18 protein-coding genes are annotated in these 18033 nt (G+C 69.1%); 5 read left to right on the top strand and 13 right to left on the bottom strand.

Annotated elements, in window-relative coordinates:
- Nucleotides 1-26: 26 nt before the first annotated feature.
- The 11 genes from ssuD to FZ033_RS21695 form a co-directional block, all read right to left on the bottom strand.
- Nucleotides 27-1154: an FMNH2-dependent alkanesulfonate monooxygenase gene (ssuD, locus tag FZ033_RS21745; protein ID WP_149578156.1), complete on the bottom strand. Its 1128-nt coding sequence runs from the start codon at nucleotides 1152-1154 to the stop codon at nucleotides 27-29.
- A 12-nt stretch (nucleotides 1155-1166) separates the two neighbouring features.
- Complete coding sequence (locus FZ033_RS21740; protein WP_149578155.1) at nucleotides 1167-2549, bottom strand: LLM class flavin-dependent oxidoreductase; 1383 nt, start codon at nucleotides 2547-2549, stop codon at nucleotides 1167-1169.
- Nucleotides 2546-3802, bottom strand: coding sequence for an SfnB family sulfur acquisition oxidoreductase (locus FZ033_RS21735; protein ID WP_149578154.1), 1257 nt, complete (start codon nucleotides 3800-3802; stop codon nucleotides 2546-2548). Before FZ033_RS21735 ends, FZ033_RS21740 begins: the two co-directional genes overlap by 4 nt.
- Before the next feature lie 11 nt (nucleotides 3803-3813).
- Nucleotides 3814-5058, bottom strand: coding sequence for an SfnB family sulfur acquisition oxidoreductase (locus FZ033_RS21730; protein WP_149578153.1), 1245 nt, complete (start codon nucleotides 5056-5058; stop codon nucleotides 3814-3816).
- A gap of 248 nt (nucleotides 5059-5306) precedes the next feature.
- Nucleotides 5307-5966 (bottom strand): 2-hydroxychromene-2-carboxylate isomerase, encoded by a 660-nt coding sequence (locus FZ033_RS21725; protein ID WP_149578152.1) that lies wholly within the window; start codon nucleotides 5964-5966, stop codon nucleotides 5307-5309.
- A 25-nt stretch (nucleotides 5967-5991) separates the two neighbouring features.
- Nucleotides 5992-6741, bottom strand: coding sequence for an ABC transporter ATP-binding protein (locus FZ033_RS21720; protein ID WP_232847606.1), 750 nt, complete (start codon nucleotides 6739-6741; stop codon nucleotides 5992-5994).
- Nucleotides 6738-7487 (bottom strand): ABC transporter ATP-binding protein, encoded by a 750-nt coding sequence (locus tag FZ033_RS21715; protein WP_149578151.1) that lies wholly within the window; start codon nucleotides 7485-7487, stop codon nucleotides 6738-6740. Before FZ033_RS21715 ends, FZ033_RS21720 begins: the two co-directional genes overlap by 4 nt.
- On the bottom strand, nucleotides 7487-8434 hold the full coding sequence (locus tag FZ033_RS21710; protein ID WP_149578150.1) for a branched-chain amino acid ABC transporter permease: 948 nt from the start codon (nucleotides 8432-8434) through the stop codon (nucleotides 7487-7489). Before FZ033_RS21710 ends, FZ033_RS21715 begins: the two co-directional genes overlap by 1 nt.
- Nucleotides 8431-9297 (bottom strand): branched-chain amino acid ABC transporter permease, encoded by an 867-nt coding sequence (locus FZ033_RS21705; RefSeq protein ID WP_149578149.1) that lies wholly within the window; start codon nucleotides 9295-9297, stop codon nucleotides 8431-8433. Before FZ033_RS21705 ends, FZ033_RS21710 begins: the two co-directional genes overlap by 4 nt.
- 156 nt (nucleotides 9298-9453) lie before the next feature.
- Nucleotides 9454-10641 (bottom strand): amino acid ABC transporter substrate-binding protein, encoded by a 1188-nt coding sequence (locus tag FZ033_RS21700; protein WP_149578148.1) that lies wholly within the window; start codon nucleotides 10639-10641, stop codon nucleotides 9454-9456.
- A 280-nt stretch (nucleotides 10642-10921) separates the two neighbouring features.
- Entirely contained in the window at nucleotides 10922-11635 is a 714-nt protein-coding gene (locus tag FZ033_RS21695) for a dienelactone hydrolase family protein (protein ID WP_149578147.1), read from the bottom strand.
- A 109-nt stretch (nucleotides 11636-11744) separates the two neighbouring features.
- Here FZ033_RS21695 and FZ033_RS21690 point away from each other — a divergent pair, with 109 nt between their 5' ends.
- The 5 genes from FZ033_RS21690 (at nucleotide 11745) to FZ033_RS21670 (ending at nucleotide 16321) form a co-directional block, all read left to right on the top strand.
- Nucleotides 11745-12914: an ABC transporter substrate-binding protein gene (locus tag FZ033_RS21690; protein WP_188079626.1), complete on the top strand. Its 1170-nt coding sequence runs from the start codon at nucleotides 11745-11747 to the stop codon at nucleotides 12912-12914.
- A gap of 99 nt (nucleotides 12915-13013) precedes the next feature.
- A complete protein-coding gene (locus FZ033_RS21685) occupies nucleotides 13014-13862 on the top strand; it encodes a branched-chain amino acid ABC transporter permease (protein ID WP_149578145.1) in 849 nt (282 codons plus the stop codon).
- A 35-nt stretch (nucleotides 13863-13897) separates the two neighbouring features.
- Nucleotides 13898-14815 carry a branched-chain amino acid ABC transporter permease gene (locus FZ033_RS21680; RefSeq protein WP_188079625.1) on the top strand — a complete coding sequence of 306 codons (918 nt, stop codon included), beginning with the start codon at nucleotides 13898-13900 and terminating at the stop codon, nucleotides 14813-14815.
- A gap of 2 nt (nucleotides 14816-14817) precedes the next feature.
- Nucleotides 14818-15597 (top strand): ABC transporter ATP-binding protein, encoded by a 780-nt coding sequence (locus FZ033_RS21675; protein ID WP_232847609.1) that lies wholly within the window; start codon nucleotides 14818-14820, stop codon nucleotides 15595-15597.
- The gene (locus FZ033_RS21670; protein ID WP_149578143.1) at nucleotides 15587-16321 is read left to right on the top strand and encodes an ABC transporter ATP-binding protein; all 735 of its coding nucleotides are present in this window, start codon (nucleotides 15587-15589) and stop codon (nucleotides 16319-16321) included. The genes FZ033_RS21675 and FZ033_RS21670 overlap by 11 nt, the downstream gene beginning before the upstream one ends.
- A gap of 32 nt (nucleotides 16322-16353) precedes the next feature.
- Here FZ033_RS21670 and FZ033_RS21665 read toward each other — a convergent pair whose 3' ends face one another.
- Both FZ033_RS21665 and FZ033_RS21660 read right to left on the bottom strand, forming a co-directional pair.
- Entirely contained in the window at nucleotides 16354-16788 is a 435-nt protein-coding gene (locus FZ033_RS21665; protein ID WP_149578142.1) for a carboxymuconolactone decarboxylase family protein, read from the bottom strand.
- 122 nt (nucleotides 16789-16910) lie between these two features.
- Entirely contained in the window at nucleotides 16911-17990 is a 1080-nt protein-coding gene (locus FZ033_RS21660; RefSeq protein ID WP_149578141.1) for an ABC transporter substrate-binding protein, read from the bottom strand.
- Nucleotides 17991-18033 lie beyond the last annotated feature (43 nt).

Below are 18033 nucleotides of genomic sequence, written 5' to 3'. Positions count from 1 at the left end.
TCCGCTTCGCTCGAAAATGCTTTAGGTCAGCTCGCCGCGGTGGCGCGGATGTCGAAGGCGCCGCCGGTCTGGGCGGAATCGCGCAGCGTCACCGGCCCCTTGCCGGCGATCAGCGGAAAAGCCAGTTCCGCGAAGCGGATCGCCTCCTCGAGATGCGGATAGCCCGAGAGCACGAAGGTATCGACCCCGAGCGCGGCGTATTCCTCGAGCCGCTCGACCACCTGTTCCGGCGATCCGACCAGCGCGGTGCCGGCGCCGCCGCGCACGAGACCAACGCCCGCCCAGAGGTTTGGTCCGACCACGAGCCGGTCCCGCCGGCCCTGGTGCAGCGCCGTCATCTGCGATTGGCCCACCGAATCCATCCGCGCATAGTTGGCCTGGGCGCGGGCGATGTCGTCGTCGGTCAGGTGGCTGATGAGCCGTTCGGCGTCGGCCCAGGCTTCCTTCTCGGTCTCCCGCACGATGACATGGAGGCGCACGCCGAAACGCACGGTGCGCCCCTGCCGCGCCGCCTTCTCCCGTACGTCGGCGATCTTGGCGGCGACGGCCGCCACCGGCTCGCCCCAGGTCAGATAGGCATCCACATGCTTGGCCGCGAGGTCGTGCGCGGCCGGCGAGGAGCCGCCGAAATAGAGCGGCGGCCACGGCTTCTGGACGGGATCGTGGAAGTTCTGGGCGCCCTCGACCCGGATGTGGCGGCCGGCGAAGTCCACCTTCTCGCCGGCGAGCAGCCGCTTCCAGACGGAGAGATATTCGTCCGCCGCCTCGTAGCGCTGGTCGTGGGCGAGGAACACGCCGTCGGCGGCAAGCTCCGTCGCATCGCCGCCGGGAACCACATTGAGCAGGAGGCGCCCGCCGAGCGCCTCGTCCAGCGCCGCCGCCTGCCGGGCGCCCGCCGTGGGTCCGGTGACCGAGGTGCGGAGCGCGACGAGAAGCTTGATCCGCCGCGTCACCGGCACCAGCGAGGCGGCGGTGACCCAGGGGTCGGTGCAGCTTGCCCCGGTCGGGATCAGGAGCCCGTCATAGCCCAGCCGCTCGGCGGTCTCGGCGATCTGGCGCATGTAGGCGTTGGTGGGGGCCCGGCCGAAATCCGACTTGCCGAGATAGCGCGTGTCGCCCGAGGTCGGCAGGAACCAGAAGACTTCGTAGGACATGGGTCTTTCCTTTCACACGGCCTCGGCGCGGCGTGCGGCCGGCCGGAACGCCCCGGCCGCGTGGCGGTCGGGCAGACGGTCGCCATGGCCAAAGAGCTTGTGGCGCAGCGCGCCTTCCGCGTAGGCGGTCTTGTAAAGGCCGCGGTCCTGAAGCTCGGGGATCACGATGTCGATGAAATCCGCGTAGCTCTCCGGCACCACGATGCGGGTGAGGTTGAAGCCGTCGACCTCGCCCTCCTCGATCCAGCTTTGCAGTTCGTCCGCAATGGCTGGGCCGTCTCCGGTGATCGCTGCATAGCGCCCGCCGAGGGCGAGTTCGGACAGGAGGTCGCGCTTGGTGAGGCCCCTCTGGGCGGCAGCGGCCGTCGCCGACTGGATGGCGTTGCCGGGGGCATAGGGAATGGGCGTGTCGAGCCCGTAGCGGGCGAAATCGATGCCGGTGGTGGCGGAGAAATGGGCCAACCCCGCCTCCGGGCTGGAATAGCGCAGGTACTCGTCGCGCTTCTCCTCCGCCTCGGCCTTGGTGCGGCCCGGCACCACGGCGATGCCCACGAAAACCTTGACGTCCTCGGGCCGCCTTCCGGCACGCTCGGCCTCCGCGCGGATGGCGCGCACGGCGGTCCGCGCCGTCGCCTTGTCGCGGGCGGAGATGAAGACGCATTCCGCATGCCGGCCCGCGAAGGCGCGGCCGCGTAGCGAGGTTCCGGCCTGGTAGAGCACTGGCGTGCGCTGGAGCGAGGGCTCCGCGAGGTGATATCCGCCGATATCGAAGAACTCGCCGTGGTGGTCGACAGGCCGGATCTTCGCCGCATCGGCGAACACGCGGGCGGCGCGGTCGCGGCGGACGGCATCGTCGTCCCAGCTGCCCTCCCAGAGCTTGTACAGCACCTCGAGATATTCCTCGGCATAGTCATAGCGCCGGTCATGCTCGGGAAGCTGTCCGTCGCCCTTGCCGCGATGGGCGCTCTCCAGATAGCCGGTGACGATGTTCCAGCCGATGCGGCCCTGGGTCAGATGGTCGAGGGTCGAGAAGCGCCGGGCGAAGGTGTAGGGCGCCTCGTTGTGCACGTTCACCGTGATGCCGAAGCCGAGGTTCTGCGTCACCGCCGCCATGGCGGAGACGAGCAGGATCGGGTCGTTCACCGGAAGCTGCACGCTTTCCCGCGCCGTCACGTCGATGCCGCCGCCATAGACGTCGTAAACGCCGATGATGTCGGCGATGAAGAGCCCGTCGAACAGCCCGCGTTCCAGCAGCTTGGCCTGATCCGTCCAATAGGCGAGGGTGTTGTAGTCGGGCGAGCGGTCGCGCGGGTGGGTCCAGAGCCCGTGGTTGATGTGCCCGACGCAGTTCATGTTGAAGGCGTTGAGCAGGATCTGTTTCTTCGCGGCCATCATAGCGCCCCGTGCCGGGGCGGAAGGCGCCCGTTGAGGTGGTAGGCACCGATCCAGTGATACTTCCAGCGTACCGGATCATGCAGCGTATGGGTCCGGACATTGCGCCAGTAGCGGTCGAGATCGTCCGCCCGGCCGGTGGCCGACGTGCCGCCGAGTTCCAGCAGCTTGTTGGCGGCCAAAAGCCCCGCCCGGTGGCTTCCCGCCCGCGCCTCGGCCACCGCGATGGAGGCGGCGGCGACGCTGGCCTCGTCGGGCGCTGCCTGCGCGGCGTCCACGTAGCGCCCCGCGCGTTCCAGCAGGGCATCGGCGGCGGCGAGCCGCACGCGCACATCGCCGATGGCATGGAGCGTCAGGGGATCCTCGCTGGCGCGTTCGACCTTGGCGTCGATCCAGGCCCGTGCACGTTCGCGCACGAAGGGCAGCGTCGCCGCGAAAGCCCCCTGTCCGATGCCGAGGTCGATGCCGGCGTGCAGGATCTGGGCGAAGGGACCGATGGCGGTCGGCCGGTCGAGGGACGCCTGGAACGGCACCACCCATTCGGGCTCCACCTTCACCCGCTCGAACAGGATCGAGCCGGAGCCGGTGACGCGCTGGCCGAAGCCGTCCCAGTCGTCGATGACGCTTACCCCCGCCGCATCGCGCGGGATGAAGACGAGATAGGCGACCTCGCGGCCGTGCTCCTCGGCGTTCACCAGTGTGGGGATGCGATGGGCGAAGAGCGAGCCGGTGCAATAGTATTTGCGCCCTTCCACGTACCAGCCGGCGGGATCGCGGACGAGCCGCGTGCGCCGGGTGTAGTCGCGCGCGCCGATCTCTGCGAGGGCATTGCCGAAGCGCTCGCCGGCCAGGACCCGCTCGTAGAGGAAGTGCTTCTGCGCCTCGGAGCCGCCGTTCCGCAGCACCTCGAGGGCGTAATAATGGTTCTGCGGGATCTGGCCCAGCGACCCGTCCGCCGCCGAGATGAGGGCGATCACCTGCGCCACGGTCGCGGCTTTCACGCCCGCGCCGCCGTACTCCTTCGGCACGGTGATGGCCCACAGGCCGGTCTGCGTGAAGCGTTCGATCTCCTCCCAGGGCAGCCGCCGCTCCAGATCGCGCCCGGCCGCGCCGGCGGCGAAGTCCGCGGCGAGTGCCCGGGCGGCCTCCAGCGCCTCGGCATCGGAGGCGATCCGCGGCACCGGGCTTGGCGGTGGGGCGATGCGGGTGATCGGCGTGGTGGCAGATATGGTGGCAGGTGTGGCGGGAAGGGTCATCGGCCTGCCTCTCAGTTCCATTGGTGGCGCGGGGGCAGGGCGCCGTTCAGCGTGTAATTGCCGAGCAGATGGTATTTCCAGCGCACCGGGTCATGGAGCGTGTGCACCCGCGCATCGCGCCAGAACCGCCCGAGGTTGTAGCCCTCGCGCGTGGCCGAGGATCCGGCGAGTTCGAGCAGCCGCTCCGAGGCCTCCAGCGCGATCTCGGTGGTCAGGATCTTGGCCTCCGCCACGGCGACCGAGGCTTCGGCCGAGCTTTCGGCCGTCACCGGCGCCGCCGCGATCCGGTCGAGCGTGCGGCCGGCGCGCGCCAGCACCTCCTCGGCGGCGTGCAGGTCAATCTCCAGCCGACCCACCTCGCCGATGATGTAGGGATCCTGCGTCGCGGTCTCGACCGTGAAGGGCCAGGCCCGGGTCTTCGTGCGCACGAAGTCGAGGGCGGCGGCCACCGCGCCGGCCGCGATCCCCGCATCGATGGCGGCCTGGATGAGCTGGGACTGCGGCCCGGCAAGGCCCGGCCGCGTGGCGAGGGGCGTCAGATCGATCAGCAGTTCCGCGTCGACGGGGGCCGCCTCGAAGATCACCGTGCCGCTTGCGGTGGTGGTCTGGCCGAAGCCTTCCCAGTCGTCCACGACCCGAACGCCCGGCGCGTCGCGTCGCACCCAGACGAACACCGGCCGCCCCGCCTCGTCCACGGCACGGGTCGGGATCCAGTGGGCGAACATTGATCCGGTCGAATAATAGCGCTGGCCGGTGAGCCTCAGGCCCGCGTCGGTGCGTGCCAGCTGCGTGGTCACGTGGGTGATGGCGCGGCCGTGCCGTTCCGGCCCGGCGTTGCCGATCCGGTGGCCGGCCAGGATGTCGGCGTAGATGCGCGCCTGCTGGCCGGGGCTCGCGGCCTCGCGCACCAGGCCGAGGACGCCGAACTGGTTCTGCGGGATCTGGGCCACCGACGCGTCGGCCGCAGCGAGGATGGCGAAGACGCGGGCCAGCGTCTCATTCGAGACCTCCGGCCCCCCGAACTGGCGCGGCACGGTTAACGCGCCGAGGCCGCTCGCGGTGAAAAGCTCGATCTCCTCCCAGGGCAGGATCCGGCCGCGATCCCGCGCGGAGGCGCCTTCGGCCAGTCGCGGGGCGAGCGCATGGGCGATCTCGATGGCCTCGGCATCGCAGGTGATCAGATGCGGGCGGGACGGCAGCGGCGGAAGCCGCTCCTGCGATCCATCGGGGCTCGTCTGGGTGAAGGGAGACGCCATCTCGCGCAATGCCTTGACAGGTAACAATGGTGACAAGTGACAATGGGCGCGGCGGTGGAACCAGGCCTGGAAACAGGCGCCGCGATCCTAAGATTGCCAATTTACATATATTGTCTATAGAAAAAGTGTTGTTAATTTGCCGCATCTGGGTGGCGCGACGCGCATGCCTCAACCGCGCCCACCGCTTGAAAAATGACGACCGCCGATGGGCGGGTGAACGGCTCAGGCAGGTCGTGTCGCGCAGATCCTCAGAGTTCCGAGGGCGACGTCGGCGGCACCGGAGGACGGCCGGAGGCGATGGCGGCGTCCAGCAGGTCGAGCCGGTCCTGCCCCCAGAAGGGTTCGCCGTTGTAGAAATAGAACGGCGCGCCGAACAGGTCGCGGTCGATGGCCTCCTTCGTGAGAGCCGCAGCGCGGTCGGCGTGAGCCTTGTCGTCGGCTGCGGCCAGCAGCGCGCGGCCGTCGAAGCCGGCCCGGTCGGCGAGCCCGACCAGGGTGTCGGGATCTTCGACGTTGAACTCGTCCGCCCAGACGGCCCTGAGGCCCAGGTGGGCGAAGGTGGCAAGGTCGCCGGCGCCGCCGGCTTTCACCACCTCCTGCGCCGCGAGGAAGAGCCGGTGCCCGCGGGCCGGATCGGCGGGATAGAATTTCGGATGGATGACCAGGGGGATGCCGCGGATGTCGCGCCAGCGCTTCATCTCCACGATGCGGTAGGCCTGCCGCTGCAGCGGGCGCTGCTTCACCGGCTTGCCCCCGCCCGAGGCGAACACCGCAAGCAGGTCGATAGGCTTGTAGTCAACTTCGATGTCGTGGCGCTTCACCAGGTCCTGGAAGGCCAGGCTGCCCACATAGGACCACAGCGAGATGAAGGAGAAATAGTATTCGACCTTGCGCTTGGGGCCGGACATGGTTGTTCCTCTCTGGAGCCGTTTTTCAGATGCCGAGATAGGCGCGGCGGACCGCCGGGTCGGCGGCGATCTCACCCACCGGCCCGCTGATGCCGGAGCACCCCTGGTCCAGCACGTGCGCGTAGTCGGCGAGGCCGAAGGCGATGGCCACGTCCTGCTCCACCACCAGCAGGCTGGTGCCGGCCGCGTTGATGGTCTTCAGCGCCGCCACCAGTTCCTCCACCACGGCCGGAGCGAGGCCCAGGGACAGCTCGTCGATGAGCAGCAGGCGCGGATCGGCCATCAGGCCTCGGGCGATGGCGCACATCTGCTGCTCGCCGCCGGAAAGGGTGGATGCATCCTGCCGGCGCCGCTCGGCGAGGCGGGGAAAGAGCGCGTATATGCGCTCCACGTCCGCGCGCACCTGCCGCCGGTCCGTGCGCGCATAGGCGCCGAGCAGCAGGTTGTCGTAGACCGAGAGCCCGGCGAACAGGCGCCGGCCTTCCGGCACCAGCACGAGGCCGCGCGCGACACGGCCGCGGGCATCGTCCGCGGTCACGTCCTGCCCGTCCAGGAGGATGGTGCCGCGGCGCGGCCGGAGCGTGCCCGCCAGGGTCTTGAGCAAGGTGGTCTTCCCCGCGCCGTTCGACCCCACGAGGGCGACGATGCTGCCGGCCGGCACCGTGATATGGGCCTGCCAGATCACCGCCACGTCGCCGTAGGACACCGCAAGGTCGCGCGCGTCCAGCAGCAGGGGAGCGGCGAGGGGCATAGGAGCGTCTTGGCCTGCGCTCATGGCCCCACCTCCCGCAGCCGGTCCGCATAGCCGCGGCCGAGATAGGCCTCCACCACCGTGCGGTCGGCCAGGACGTGATCCACCGGACCGTCAGCGATCAGCCGGCCCTGGTGCAGCACCACCACGCGGTGGCAGGCCTGCGTCACCACCTTCATCAGGTGCTCGATGACGAGGACGGTGATGCCCCGGGCGGCGATGGCGCGGATGAGGTCGAGGGCGTGGTCGATCTCCGCCGGGTTGAGGCCGGCATTCACCTCGTCGAGCAGCAGCAGGCGCGGGCGCTGGGCGAGGCTCTTGGCCAGCTCCAGCCGCTTGCGGCTGGCGAGCGTCAGGGTGGAGGCCTGCTTGTCCGCCTCGGCGGTGAGCCCGCAGAAGGCGAGCGCCTCCCGCGCGCCGTCCCGTGCCGCGCGCAGGGAGGGGGCGCCGCCGGCGAATAGCGCGGCGGCCGCCACGTTCTCCAGCACGGTCATCTGTGGGAAGGGCTGCACGATCTGGAAGGTGCGCGCCAGCCCCCGCCGGGCGATGCGGTCCGGCGTCAGCCCGTCGATCCGCCGTCCGTCGAAGGCGAGGCTGCCGGCATCCGGCTTCAGCACGCCGCTGACCACGTTGACGAGGGTGGTCTTGCCGGCGCCGTTGGGGCCGATGAGGCCGACCACCTCACCCGGATCAAGCCGGAGCGATACGTCATCGAGCGCCACGAGACCGCGGAAGCTCTTGCGGATATTGGTGATTTCGAGGAGCGCCATCAGCTTCGCGTCCCCGGTGCGGCGCGCGGTGCGATGATCCCGCGCCAGCGGATGGATTTCAGCCCATCCGGCAGGAACAGCACCAGCGCCACCACCAGCAGGCCGAGGAGGCCGGCATGGAAGGAGAGCAGGTTACGCCACAGCAGCTCTTCGGACGCGAGGAAGACAAAGGCGCCCACCACCGGCCCCATCACCGTTCCCGCCCCACCCAGCAGCGCCATCAGGATGGGCTTCACCGACAGGGAAACGTCGTAGACGTCGCTCGGATCGATATAGGTGACCCAGGAGGCGTAGACGCCGCCGGCTGCCCCGGCCAGCAGCCCGGACAAGGCGAAGGCCGCGACCTTCGCGCGCCGGGTATCGATGCCGATGATCTGCGCCGCATCCTCGTTCTGGGCGATGCAGCGCACGGCGACACCGAGGCGGGAGCGGTCCACGGCGACGGTGATGCCGAGCGCGATCAGTGCAAGCCCCACCATGACCCAGAAATAGAACTGGGCCTGCGCCGCCACGCTGCCGCCGACCAGCGGCAGGTTCAGCCCCATGCCGCCGCCGGTGAGGCTGGTCCAGGAATTGGTGACCTCGCGCAGCACGTCGGCCACCACGAGGCTGGCGATGGCGAAGTAATGCCCGCGCAGGTGCAGGATGGCGAGGCCCAGGAGGCCGGCGAACAGGAAGGGCACGAGGCCGCCCGTCGCCCAGGCAAGCGGCAGCGGCAGGCCGGAGGTCTGGGCGATGGCGGTGGCATAGGCGCCGAGGCCGAAGAAGGCGGCCGTGGCGAAGGAGGGATAGCCGGTATAGCCGCCCACCAGGTTCCAGGAGAGGCCGAGGGCGCAATACATGGCGAAGGTGGTGGCAAGCCGCAGCAGGTAGGTGTCTGCGAACAGGCCGACCGCCGCGAGGGCCGCCACGCCGGCGGCAATGCCGCCGAGAAGACGCGGGTTCATTCAAAGCCCCTTCGCCCGATGAGGCCCTGCGGGCGCACCATGAGCAGCAGGATGAGAGCGACGAAGGAGAGGGTGCCGGCATGCTCCGGCCCGAGGGTGAGCGCGCCGAAGCTCTCCAGCAGCCCGAGGGAGAAGCCGCCGACGATCACCCCCGGCACGCTGCCGAGCCCGCCCAGCACGCAGATGACGAAGGCCTTGCCGAGATAGACCCCCGACGCGAGCGGCGAGATGGGGAAGATGGCGCTGAGCAGCGCCCCCGCCACCCCGGCCATGAAGGCGCCGAGGCCGAAGGCCACCGCATAGGTGGCGCGCACGTCGATGCCCATCAGCTCGGCGGCGCCGCGATCCATGCGCACCGCCACGATGGCGCGGCCGAGCTGGGTGGTCCGCAGCAGCACCCACAGGCCGGCCACCACCAGCAGGCCGAGGCCGGTGGCATAGAGGCGGTCCTTCGGCACGATCACCGGGCCGAGGTCGAGCAGGCCGGCGGGCGGGGTGAGTATGACCTTCTTATAGTCGGCGCTGAACAGCTCGATCATCAGATTGTCGAGGAACAGGTTGAGGCCGAAGGTGAGCAGCAGGCTCATGAGCACCGGGCGGCCCATCACGCGGTTCACCACCGCGGTCTGGATGAGGAAGCCGAGGCCGAACAGCGCCAGCCCCGCCACCGGGGCGAACACGAACGGGCTGATGCCGAAGGCGGCATGGGCGAAGAAGGCAAGGTACGCGCCCAGGACCACCAGCGATCCGTGCAGGATGTTGATGACGTTGAGCACGCCCCAGACCAGCGAGAAGCCGGCCGCGATGCACGCATAGAGCCCGCCGAGGGCGAGCCCGTTGGCGAGGACCTGAAGCCAGAGCATGGGTTCGATCCGGAAAGGGGAGGGCGTCACGGGCACCGGCGGTTTCACGCCGGCCGATGCCCGTATCGCCTGAAAACACATTGCGACTGCGCTGCTCGACGCGCCGGCCCTGGCAAGCAGGGGGCTGGCGCGTCGGGCCGGGCGCGGGCGGCCCCGTCAGTCGCGGATGCCGGTGTTGAAGGGAGCGGAGGCGAGGCTCTCGGGCAGCACCACTTCCACCTTGCCGTTCTGGATCTGCAGCACCGGCGGCACATAGCTGTCGGCGATGCCGGTGGGCGAGAAGGAGATGGGGGCAAAGAAGGTCTTGAAGCCACCCTTCTGAAGCTCCGCCCGCACCTTGGCGCGATCAGTGGAGCCGGCGCGCTCGATGGCGGACTGCAGCACCACGCCCACCGCGGCGCCCGAGGCCTGGGTGAAGTCCGGCTCGCTGCCGTACTTCGCCTTGAAGGCGTCCACGAAGGCCTTGCTGGAGCCGAACACGTCCTCGCTCTGGTAGTTCACGGCGGGGTGGAACCAGCTCGCGGTGGTGACATTCTCGGCCAGCGGCCCCACCGCCTCGATCCACTCCTTGTAGGCCGGGCCGTTGATGAGGGTGAGCACCTTGGCGCCGATCCGCAGGTCGCCGGCCTGCTTGCGCACCAGGATCAGGTCGTTGATGTAGCCGGTGGCGATGATCCAGTCGGGCTTGGCCGCGCGCAGCTGGGCGAGGGCGGCCGAATGGTCGAGGGTGCCAATGGGGTATTTCTCGAAGAACACCACCTCGAAGCCGCGTTTCTTCGCACTCTTCTCGAACTCGTTGGCGAGGGAGAGCGGGTAGAGGTCGTTGCGGGCGAGGATGGCGACGCGCTTCACCTCCGGCACCTTGGTCTTCACCAGTTCCGCGAGAGGCTCGGAGAAGGTGGAGTTGTCGGTGTAGACGCCGAACAGGTTCTTGTAGCCCTGGTCGAACACCTCGGCTGAAGAGGCGGAGGAGGCGATGAGCGGGATCTGGTTCTTCTCCGCCACTGCGCTCACCGCCTTGGTGGCGCCGGAGCCGAAGGGCGAGAACAGGAAGTCCACCTTGTCGTCGGCAATCAGCTTCTCGGCAAGCTGCACCGCCTTGGGGGTGGCCGACTGGTAATCGTAATAGACCAGCTCCACCTTGAGGCGCTTGTCGCCAGCCTTGACGCCGCCGGCGGCGTTCACCTTCTCCTGCCACAGCTCGTAGCCCTGGCGCAGCTTCGCGCCCTCAGGCGCCAGCGCTCCGGTGACCGGAAGCGGGGCGCCGATCCTGAGCACCTCCTGAGCCTGTGCCGCCGTCACCACGGACAGGGCCGCCACGGCGGCGAGAACCGCAAATTTCATCTGGTCCATCTCCTGATTTGAAGAGACGCCGAGGCGAACGGGCGGACATCCGGCCGGGACGCTCGACGTGAGAATGGCGCTGGAGACTGCGGCGGTGGATTCGATGTCGCCACAATTCAATAAAACCTATAGATATTATGTTTAATGTGTCAATCCCCGCGATCTGGTAGTGAAATCGGCTTTCACCAATCCCCGGTGGTTGCGACCGGGCGCGCGGTGACGCTCCCGCCCGGCCAGCATCCGCGAGGTGCGCGCAGGCTCGCCGCACCGATGCTCCGGCTCAGCCCGCAGCGGGAGCGGGCGGCAGCAACGCTGCCTCGAACAGCGCCAGGGTGCGCGCGTGGGCGCGTTCGGCGGCATCTTCCACATGGGGCGGATAACCGTTGCGGGCGAAGCCGTGGCCGGTGTCCGCATAGCGGTGGAAGCCGACGTGCGGCACCTGCGCATAGATCTGCTCGACGGCGGCAACGGTTTCGGTCGGGACCCACGGATCGGTGGCGCCGAAATGAATAGTGGTCGGTACGGCGAGCTTCGGCAGTTCGTCGAGATGGCGTTCGAGCTTCACCGCATAGAAGGCCGATACCCCGTCAACCGGCTCGCGGATGCCGGCGAGCAGGGCGAGGCGTCCGCCGAGGCAGAAGCCGATGACGCCCACCTTCGCGCCCTCGCCGAGACGCTCGCGCAATGCCCGTGCCGCCGGCCCCACATCGCTGACGACCCCATCGACATCGACCGCCTCGCCCTGCGCCCGGGCGCGCTCGACCTGGTCGTAGTCGAGATGCACGCCCGGCTGCTGGCGCCAGAACAGGTCGGGCACCAGCACGGTGTAGCCGGCCTTGGCGTAGCGAGCGGCGATGCCCTGCACCCACGCATTGACGTTGTAGACCTCGGGCAGAATCACCAGCCCCGCCCCATTCGGCTGGTCGGGAGGTGCCAGGAATGCCTCGAACGGGTGTCCGTCCTTACTTTGCAACTCAGTGAATCCATTACTCATTCGCGATCTCCGGAACGGCTGCCGGCGGTGGCTGAAAACCGCCGGGTCCAGCTTGACTATAGTTTATTTATAGTTTTAGTAGATTAAATAGTCGATGGAGATGCCCCAGATGCCACCGCTTTCCCGCCGGGTCGTTCTGGCCGGCACCGCAGCGCTCGGCGCCGCGGCGCTTGCCCCACGCGCCTTCGCCCAGGAGACCTTGAAGATCGGCGTGCTCGGCACCCTCACCGGTCCCGGCGCACCGTGGGGGCTTGCCATCGACGGTGGCGCGCGCATCGCGGCGAAGGAAGTGAACGACAGGGGCGGGCTGAAGATCGGTGACAAGTACTACGCCATCGAGATCGTCGCCTATGACGACCAGTACAAGGCGGCCAATGCGGTCACGGCGGTGAACCGCCTGATCGAGGTGGACGGGGTGCGGTTCATCCTCGGCCCCATCGCCTCGGCCTCCACCCTCGCCATCAAGTCGCTCACCGAGAAGGAGAAGGTGCTGCTGTTCACGGCGAGCTGGTCCAGCGCCATCCTGAAGGACGCCGACTATGTCTACCGGGTGGGGCCGACCACGCAGGAGTTCGCCTCGGCCACCGTGGCCTGGGTCAAGGCCAACCGGCCGCAGGTGAAGCGGGTCGCCACCATCTCGGCCAATGACGAGACCGGCTGGAACAGCCAGCGGGTGCAGAAGGAAGCCTACACCAAGGCCGGCTTCGAGATCGTCGCCGCCGAGCATTTCGAGCGCCAGCAGACCGACTTCCGCCCGCTCGTCACCAAGCTGCTCGCGGCCAATCCCGACAGCATCGAGCTGGACACCACGCCGCCCGCCACCTCGGGCCTCATCATCCGGCAGGCGCGCGAACAGGGCTATCGCGGGATCTTCACCAAGTTCGGCGGCTTCGACGTGGCCGAGATCGTCCGCACCGGCGGGGCGGAGAATGTGGAGGGCGTGGTCGGCATCCTCCAGGCCGACCCGGAGAGCCCCGAGTGGGCGCGGCTCAAGACCGCCTTCGCCCAGTTCCATAGGAATGAGATGGGCGACTACACGTTCCTGTTCTACGACGCCGCGCGGCTGCTGTTCTCCGCCCTGGAGAAGGCCGGCCGCACCGACGCCGATGCCGTCGTCGCAGCGCTCGCCGCCCAATCACCGTTCCCAGGCACGGTGGGCGAGCTGCACTGGGGCGGACGCGAAACCTACGGCGTGGCCCACCAGCTCTACACGCCCTTGTTCTTCCTCGAGATCGCCAACGGTAGCGGCCGGGTGATCGGCAAGGCCGCTCTGTCCTGAGGCCGCGCGCCGGACCGGGCGCGGCAGATCCCCTGCCATTACACACAGATCATCCCGCTCCCGCCGCCGCGGGGCACCCGCCCGAGTACGAGCCCCGCGATGTTCCAGCAGTTCCTCGTGATGTCGATGCTCTCGGCGGCGATCCTGATGCTCGTTGCACTTGGATTCACGCTCATTTTCGGCATCATGCGGGTGGTGAACTTCGCCCACGGCGAGTTCGTCATGATCGGCGCCTATGGTGTCTATGTGGGCCAGGCTCTGCTGGGCCTGAACTACTTCGCGGCACTGCCCCTGGCGGCGCTCGGCGCCGGTCTCCTGGGGGTTGCGAGCGAGCGGGCCATCTTCCGCCGGTTCGGCGGCGACGAGCTTGGCGGCATGATTGCGGCGCTGGCGCTGGCGGTGATCATCAAGGGCGCCGTGACCGTGATCTTCGGGGTTGAGGGGCCTCCCATCAACCGGCCCATCTCGGGCGCGATCCGCCTCGGCTCCGCCGTGCTGCCCAAGGACCAGCTCTTCGCCGCCGGCGCCGCCTTCCTCCTGGTCCTCGCCACCTATCTCCTGCTCCACCACTCCCGCCTCGGGCTCGCCATGCGGGCGGTGGCGCAGGAGCCGGAAAACGCGCGCCTCCAGGGCATCGCACCCTGGCGCATCTATCCCGCCGCCTTCGGCATCGGATGCCTTCTGGCGGGCTTTGCCGGCGCCCTCATCGCCCCGCTGTATTCGGTGGAGCCCTATATGGGCGACAGCGCGCTCATGAAGGCGTTCGTGGTGGTGGTGCTGGGCGGGCTCGGCAGCATCCCGGGCGCCATCGTCGCCGCCCTCCTGCTCGGCGCCATCGATGCCGGCATCTCACTGCTCTACGACGCGACGGCGGCGGCGCTCGCCTCCTTCGTTGCGGTGATCCTGCTGCTGCTGGTCCGGCCCGCTGGCCTCATGGGGCGGGCCTGATGGCATTGCCGCTCCCGGCAGGGATATCCGCGCCCGTGGTCTCTGCAGCCGTGACCTGGGCCGGCTTCGCGCTTCTTGCCGCGATCCCGGTGATGGCGGGCAATTCCTTCGTCTATCACGTGGCGATCCTCGTCGGTATCGAGGGGCTGCTGGCGCTCAGCATCCATCTCATGCTGCGGATCGGCCAGCTTTCCCTTGCCCAGGCGGGTCTCATGGGGCTCGGGGCCTATGCGTCCGCGCTGCTGACGCGGGATCTCGGCGCGCCGTTCCTTGTCGGCCTGCTCGCCGCCGTGCTCGCCCCGGCCCTGGCGGCGGCGGCCGTCGGCACGGTGGCGTTGCGTATCAAGGGGGTGCATTTCGCCCTCCTCACCTTCGTGCTCGGCGAGGCCATCGTGCTGGTCTTCGTCGAGTTCGTGGTCCCGTTCGGCGGCAACAACGGGCTGATGAAAATCCCGGCCGCCGCCATCGGCCCGTTCCTCCTCAAGGCGCGTCCGGCGTATTACGCGCTGGTGGTGGCGGTGCTGGCGGGTGCTCTGCTCGTCTCCCAGCGCCTCCTCGGCGGGCGTTCCGGGGAGGTCATCCATGGCCTCCTCCACAATGAGCCGCTGGTGCAGTCCCTGGGCATCGATGTCCTCAGCTGGCGCCGGCTGATCTTCTCCGTCGCCGGTGGCATCGCTGGGGCGGCGGGCTGCCTCTATGCCCACTACCTCTCCTACATCTCGCCGGAGGCCTTCAACGTCTCCACGGCCGTGAACGCCCTCACCATGAACGTGGTGGGCGGAGTGAGCGTGCTGGCGGGGCCGATATTGGGCGCGGTGCTGCTGGTGCCCTTGCCGGAGTTGTTCCGCTCCGCGGTGCTCTACCAGCAGCTCCTGAACGGCCTCGCGCTGCTCGGCCTGATGGTGTTCTTCCGCCACGGGCTCGCCGGCCTCGTGCGGCGGAGGCAGCCTTGAGTGTGGAGCTGCGTGCGGAGCTGCGCCTATCCAACATCAGCCGCCGTTTCGGCGGCCTCGCCGCGGTCAGTGATGTATCTTTGGTGATCCCGGAGGGCCAGATCACCGGCCTCATCGGCCCCAACGGTGCCGGCAAGACCACGCTGTTCAACCTGGTCACCGGCACGCTGCGTCCCACATCGGGGCAAATTCATTTCGGCGGCGCGCGCATCGACGGCCGCGACCCGGGGGATGTGGCGCGGCGCGGCCTCGTGCGCAGCTTCCAGTCGCCCATGGTGCTGCCCGGCCTCACGGTGGCCGGGCATCTGCGCCGCGCCGCCCTGTTCCATGCGGCTGGTCGCCCCCGCGACCTGCTGCGCCGTCGCAGTCAGCGCGCGGCCGAGGCGGCCGCCGATACCCTCACCGAGGAGCTTCTCGCCTTCTGCGGGCTCGGTGCCCACGCGGCGCAGGAGGCCAGCGCCCTCGCCTACGGCCTCCAGAAAGTGCTGGGCCTCGCCATGGCGCTTGCGGCCCGCCCCCGCCTGCTGCTGGCCGATGAGCCCGCCGCCGGCCTCAATGGCGCCGAGACCGCCCATATGGAAACCCTGCTGCGGGCGATCCGCGCCGAGCGCGGCGTTTCGCTGGTGGTCATCGAGCACGATCTGCCCATGGTGATGCGCCTGTGCGAGCGCATCGTCGTTCTCGCCCAGGGAGAGGTGATCGCGGACGGGCCGCCCGGCGCGGTGCGGCACGACCCCGCCTTCATCGCCGCCTATCTCGGGAGCGACGCCCATGCGGCTTGAACTCTCCGGCGTCAGCGTGCGCTATGGCGGCATAGCGGCCCTGAGCGAGGTCTCCCTCACCGTGCGCTCGGCCTCCGTGGCGGCGATCATCGGCGCGAACGGGGCTGGCAAGTCCACGCTGCTGCGTGCCGTCATGGGCCTCACAACCCTCGCTGCCGGTCGCATCCTCGTGGACGACAGGCCGGTGGATGCCCTCGCCACCGAGGCGCGGGTGGGGCTGGGCATGGCGCTCTCGCCGGAAGGCCGCCGCCTGTTCGGCGAGATGAGCGTCCACGACAACCTGCGCACCGGCGCTTATGGCCGGCGCGACCGGGGGGGCATCGGCGCCGACCTCGCGCGGGTCTATGACCTGTTTCCCCAGATCGGGCGGCGCCGAAACAGCATCGCGCGCACCCTGTCCGGCGGCGAGCAGCAGATGTGCGCCATCGGGCGGGCGCTCATGGCGCGCCCGCGCCTCCTGCTGCTGGATGAGCCTTCCCTCGGACTTGCGCCGGCCATCGTCCAGGACATGGCCCGGGCGATCCGCGCCATCGCCGAGGAGGGGGTGACGGTGGTGCTGGTGGAGCAGAATTCCCGCCTCGCCCTGTCGCTCGCCGGCGACGGCCACGTGCTCGCCTCCGGCCGCCTCGTGCGCTCGGCACCGGCGGCGGAACTGCTGGCCGACCCGGAACTCCACCGCGCCTATCTCGGCGACGATCCCCGCTTCCTGCCTGCGGAAGAGTGACCCTTTCCGGTGAACCCGGCGCCGCCATGTCTTCACCGCGCCGGGGCTGGCTCCAGGGCGGCGATGATTTCGATGCCCAGTGAATAGGCGGGCACGCCACCGGTGATGAAGGCCGTCTCGACCACGCCGAGCAGTTCATCGACGGTCGCGCCGGCCTTGAGGGCGGCCTGGGCATGGTGCTCCGCCGCGGGCTTCTTGCCGAGCGCGACCAACTGCCCGAACTGGACCAGCTGCTGCACCTTGATGCCGAGGCTGTTCTCGTGGATCGCCTTGATCCGCAGATCCTCGATGAGTCGCACCAGATCGGTGCGGCCGAGGCGGTCCGTCACCTCCCAGCGCCGGTGCGCGTTTTCCGAAACGTCGCCGAACAGGGCGATGTAGTTGGCGTCGTAGCGATCGCGCTCCGACGGGGTGAGGGCGGTGCCGGCATCCTGGGCGGGCGATGAAGCGAGAGCTTGCACGGACATGGAGGTCTCCTTTCAGGGCAGGGCAGACGGTGGAAGCCGGAGCCCGGACGTGACGCGCCGGTTCGGCATAAGGACCGGGACCGAGGGCCGGCACGCGGCTTGGCTCGCGCGCCGGCGCCGCGTCAGTTCGTCGGGGCCTTGTCGCCGCTCACGATCTGCTCGGCGAAGTGGCCGTCGACCACGGTCGCGAAGTCCACGGGACGAGGATAGAAGCCAGCCGTCACCAGCTTTCCGGTGGCCACGATCTCCTTGTCGAAGCCAGGGCTGCCGGGATTGACCGGGATCAGCGTCACCGCCTTGGCGCGGGCCGCGTTCAGCGCGTCCTTCTGCGACAATTGCTGGGTCTTCACATAGGATTTGGCCACATCCTCGGGGCGGGCGGACGCCCACCGCAGATACTTCGCCAGCCGGTTGAGGAAGTCGCCGATGGCGGCGCCGAGCTTGGGGTCCTCGATGGCCGCCGTGCGGCCGGTCACCGAGACATAGCCGGGGAAGCCCACGTCGATGTCGCGGGCGATCTCCACCAGCGTTCCGTCGGCGAGCGCGTCCGCCACCCGCGCGCGGGTGACCGGAGCGGCGTTCACCGCTCCGGCGATAAGAGCCGTGGAGGTGGCGTCATAGGTGAGCAGGCGCACCTGCACGTCTTTCGTCGTCAGGCCCGCAGCATGCAGGCCGAGCAGGGCCAGCGCATTGATGTTGCCGCCTTCGTTGTAGGCGTATGTCTTGCCCTTGAGGTCCGCGAGCGTCTTGATGCCGGCGTCCTTATGGGCGGCGATCAAGCTGTTGGAGAATTTCTCCTCGTCCAGCGGCTTCAGAAGCGCGATCACCTTGATGGGGGCGTTCTGCGCGGTCCAGTTCTGCCGGTCCTCGGCGGATGCCTTGGCCGGCGCGGTGTCGCTGAGGCCCCACGAAATGTCGATGGCGTTGCCGCCCAGCGCCTGCACGGTCGGCCCCGCCCCGTTGAGGCGCGCCCACTGGATCTTGTAGGGCGTGCCTTTGAGGAAGTCGGTGGCCTCGATCGCATCGCGGGTCACGTCCTCGAAGATGCCGATGCGCAGCGTGACGCTGGAGAGATCCAGCGGCTCGGCGGCTTTGGCGGAAGAGAGGGGAGCCGTGAGGCTGCCGGCGAAAACGCCGGCAAGGGCGACAGCCAGAACGCGGCGGCGCGAGACGCGGATGGGCCGGGAAGACGCGGTGCTCATGGATCGGTCCTTGTGGGCAGTGAGGGACGAAGGGGGCGGGTGA

The sequence above is a fragment of the Xanthobacter oligotrophicus genome (genome assembly GCF_008364685.1).
In the GTDB taxonomy this organism is placed as follows: Bacteria; Pseudomonadota; Alphaproteobacteria; order Rhizobiales; family Xanthobacteraceae; genus Xanthobacter; species Xanthobacter oligotrophicus.
Note: the sequence above shows the minus strand (reverse complement) of the source record. Positions and strands in the feature narration are given on the sequence as shown.

Excerpts from the sequence above, each read along its gene's own strand:
- ssuD (WP_149578156.1), bottom strand. The coding sequence starts at position 1,154 with ATGTCCTACGAAGTCTTCTGGTTCCTGCCGACCTCGGGCGACACGCGC.
- FZ033_RS21740 (WP_149578155.1), bottom strand. The coding sequence starts at position 2,549 with ATGATGGCCGCGAAGAAACAGATCCTGCTCAACGCCTTCAACATGAAC.
- FZ033_RS21735 (WP_149578154.1), bottom strand. The coding sequence starts at position 3,802 with ATGACCCTTCCCGCCACACCTGCCACCATATCTGCCACCACGCCGATC.
- FZ033_RS21730 (WP_149578153.1), bottom strand. The coding sequence starts at position 5,058 with ATGGCGTCTCCCTTCACCCAGACGAGCCCCGATGGATCGCAGGAGCGG.
- FZ033_RS21725 (WP_149578152.1), bottom strand. The coding sequence starts at position 5,966 with ATGTCCGGCCCCAAGCGCAAGGTCGAATACTATTTCTCCTTCATCTCG.
- FZ033_RS21720 (WP_232847606.1), bottom strand. The coding sequence starts at position 6,741 with ATGAGCGCAGGCCAAGACGCTCCTATGCCCCTCGCCGCTCCCCTGCTG.
- FZ033_RS21715 (WP_149578151.1), bottom strand. The coding sequence starts at position 7,487 with ATGGCGCTCCTCGAAATCACCAATATCCGCAAGAGCTTCCGCGGTCTC.
- FZ033_RS21710 (WP_149578150.1), bottom strand. The coding sequence starts at position 8,434 with ATGAACCCGCGTCTTCTCGGCGGCATTGCCGCCGGCGTGGCGGCCCTC.
- FZ033_RS21705 (WP_149578149.1), bottom strand. The coding sequence starts at position 9,297 with ATGCTCTGGCTTCAGGTCCTCGCCAACGGGCTCGCCCTCGGCGGGCTC.
- FZ033_RS21700 (WP_149578148.1), bottom strand. The coding sequence starts at position 10,641 with ATGAAATTTGCGGTTCTCGCCGCCGTGGCGGCCCTGTCCGTGGTGACG.
- FZ033_RS21695 (WP_149578147.1), bottom strand. The coding sequence starts at position 11,635 with ATGAGTAATGGATTCACTGAGTTGCAAAGTAAGGACGGACACCCGTTC.
- FZ033_RS21690 (WP_188079626.1), top strand. The coding sequence starts at position 11,745 with ATGCCACCGCTTTCCCGCCGGGTCGTTCTGGCCGGCACCGCAGCGCTC.
- FZ033_RS21685 (WP_149578145.1), top strand. The coding sequence starts at position 13,014 with ATGTTCCAGCAGTTCCTCGTGATGTCGATGCTCTCGGCGGCGATCCTG.
- FZ033_RS21670 (WP_149578143.1), top strand. The coding sequence starts at position 15,587 with ATGCGGCTTGAACTCTCCGGCGTCAGCGTGCGCTATGGCGGCATAGCG.
- FZ033_RS21665 (WP_149578142.1), bottom strand. The coding sequence starts at position 16,788 with ATGTCCGTGCAAGCTCTCGCTTCATCGCCCGCCCAGGATGCCGGCACC.
- FZ033_RS21660 (WP_149578141.1), bottom strand. The coding sequence starts at position 17,990 with ATGAGCACCGCGTCTTCCCGGCCCATCCGCGTCTCGCGCCGCCGCGTT.